We start from the raw sequence: 2742 nt of genomic DNA, 5'->3' as shown, positions 1-2742 counted from the left end.
TACATGTAAGTGAAAAAAGTTCGGTTTTCACCCATGACCTATTGTCTAGTTTTTGATAAAGTGCATTTGGATATATTTTAGTCATCGGTAGTAACTATTAGCTATATAAAAATAAGACTTGTACTCGTGAGCTTGATGATCTAACGCTAGCAACTTGATTGTCGGGCTTTCTAGACCTTATAGAAAGGGAAGATGATGTTCATGAATTCACTTATCCACTTGTTTGAGGCGACTACCCTCATTTTAGTGGGGGTTTTGATTGTTCAGGTTTATCGCTGTTATCTGAATTCTACTCGCATGGAACGAGCTCAGAGCGAACTGTCTCAGGTCGAGACTTCTGCGCGCAGAATGAGTGTGCGAATCAATATATCCTCTTCAAGTCAGGGGGCTTCCCCGAAACCTCAGTTATTGGTCGCTGAGCAGGACATGAGCTCTGCAGGCACTGAGATTGTAGATCATTGTTCAGCAAGCGCCTCAGATAAGAATGATGACGATGCTCCCTTAAGCTCCCAAGAAGCAAATTCTAACGGTCAGATCTTGAATGATTATATTGGTGAGTTCTTTTCAGAGCCTGCCCAGGTTGATATTCAGGCGTATAAGCGTCCAATTGAGCAAGAAGTGTCGTCAGCTAAAGAGACGCTTGAACCTGAAGATCTGCCTACCGTTCAATCACTTGCATCGTCGAAAGGGCTTGACCAGCTAGTGCCCGAGAGTGAGAGTGATGAGGTGATTGTTGTTGAATCACAGACCAAAATCACGCCAGTCATTCTTGATGAGGGCGTAGCGGAACCAGATAACTTACCTGTGTTAACTGAAATGGCCTCTATTGAGGAGCTTGTAGAAGACGATAGTATTATTACGGTTGGGCCTGAAAGTGACAGTTCGGACCCTAGTGATAAGGTTATGTCTGATAAAGTTGTACACGCTATGTTGGACGAGGCACGCCTCGTATGCGCTTCGTAGTTTAGCTTACTTCCTAGTCTCTGCATCTTTTCTGCTTTAGTCAGCTTTTGCAAAAGCTTGAGAGTGTTTTTGCTCTTGTACTCGTCCCCTGAACCGTTTTTCATTGCGTTAAAAACAAAGATTTGCTTGGTGGTAGACACTAAGGATCTCGATCTTTGCTATGCTATCTATGCGTGACAATAAACTTGTATGCTTTGACAGGGTCATCAATGAGAAACTTATGTTTGTTTTTATTTTTATGCTTGCAGGTAGGGATTGTAAATAGCTCAGGTTTGCCGCCAGAGCATGAGGTCGAGCGTCTTTTGTTGGCCTTAAAGGAGTCGGTGGAAAATGGGAACTGGGAGCATGCGACGAGTCAGCTAGTACTTATGCGTAAGTTAGACGTGCCGCAACCGCTTGAGTCTCATTATTTCGAGGGTTTGGTTAAAATCCGCAAACAAGAGTTTCACAGTGCGCGTCAGGTGCTTGAACGCTATGTTATTAGTTCAGGTAGTCAGGGGCAGTTCTATGAGCAAGCTTTGCGCTTGATAACAGAAGCTGAAGAGGCAGAGAAAAGCCTTGAGGGCTCAGGACAAAAAAACAAAACGTCTATAGAAATGGTGGAATTGCCCCAAAGAGACGGCTATATAAAATCACTGCAAGCCTTATATTTAACACAGGATCCGGTTGAAGCGCTAAGCATGCAGATAAATAGTCTCTTGAATGCGCATCCCTATACAGGCTCTAGGATCAAAAAAAACGGAGTAAAAGAAGGTTTGGTGTATCACCTTGGTGTGGTGAAAGGTGGAGTGACCCTTCAGGAAAAGAGCTATCAAGATGGTGCCCCGATGCTAAGTGCAACAAGCTTACAGGTTGCCGGGTTAGATCCTTTTATTGGCGCCGGTTGCTCAAGTCTAGAATATGCTTGTTGGTTGCTTCATCCTTCGGATAAGCACCAACGCTGGATCAAAATAGATTACGATGAAATGGTTGTGGATGAGCTTCGGGATGCAATGACGAAGTTGCTACAATCTTTACAGCAAGATTTATAGCAACTTTCAAGGCCCTCTATAGATGACGAGCTCTTATCACTGAAAGTAAATAAATGCAGTGATAGCGGCAATAGCAATGATCGAAGCAATGATGATTCCTGTCATTGAGCTGCTCTTGTTTTTATTCGTGGGTTTACTATCTCCCGATATCCATTCTTGTTTGCCGTTCGAAGCCAATCGTTTCTTTGCGGCTTTGGGTTTCGGTTTTGCTGTCTGTTTTGGTGCCGGTTTCTTAACTGGCTTCTTTTCGGGTTGTTCTATCTTTGTCGACAAGCGCGAGCTGGATGTCTTTTCAGTGCTTGGCGGGGTGCTGTCAGACGCACTGCGAATAATCGTTTTGTTGGGGTCGTGAGCCGGTCCGTTTACTTCGAAGGTTAATACGTCCAGCTTGATTTTGTCGCCATTTTTAACAGCTGATTGTTTTACTTGTCTACCATTTAAAAAGGTGCCGTTGGAGGAGTCGAGATCTTCCATGTATAGCTGGCCACTTTTAACTTCTAATGCTACGTGCTTTCTGGAAAGGTGTTCCAGAGGTAGCGTTATGTCGCAGCTTGGGTCTCGACCAATAACGACGCGTTTATTGATGACAAAACGGCTTTGGTCTAGCCAGCTTGCGCTAGAGTAGATAGACCAACCCGCAGAGTAGTTTGTCGTGGAACCTGCATTGCTCTGTTCATTCACAGACTTTGGGTCGATTAGTTCCAGTTCAATAGAGCCAATGGTGATGACGTCTCCAGCTTTGAGGCTT

Annotated in this window: 3 protein-coding genes; 2 read left to right on the top strand and 1 reads right to left on the bottom strand. The window is 44.3% G+C overall.

The window, feature by feature from the left end:
• Positions 1–201: 201 nt before the first annotated feature.
• On the top strand, positions 202–963 hold the full coding sequence (locus A3729_RS11765; protein WP_156490450.1) for a hypothetical protein: 762 nt from the start codon (positions 202–204) through the stop codon (positions 961–963).
• Positions 964–1187: 224 nt separating this feature from the next.
• On the top strand, positions 1188–1994 hold the full coding sequence (locus tag A3729_RS11760; protein WP_156497907.1) for a hypothetical protein: 807 nt from the start codon (positions 1188–1190) through the stop codon (positions 1992–1994).
• A 36-nt stretch (positions 1995–2030) separates the two neighbouring features.
• Here A3729_RS11760 and A3729_RS11755 read toward each other — a convergent pair.
• Positions 2031–2742, bottom strand: a 712-nt coding sequence (locus A3729_RS11755) for an FHA domain-containing protein (RefSeq protein ID WP_156497906.1), incomplete at its 5' end; no start/stop codon positions are given.

The sequence above is a fragment of the Oleiphilus sp. HI0043 genome (assembly GCF_001634935.1).
This window is presented reverse-complemented; position numbering and strand designations above follow the sequence as displayed.

Excerpts from the sequence above, each read along its gene's own strand:
- A3729_RS11765 (WP_156490450.1), top strand. The coding sequence starts at position 202 with ATGAATTCACTTATCCACTTGTTTGAGGCGACTACCCTCATTTTAGTG.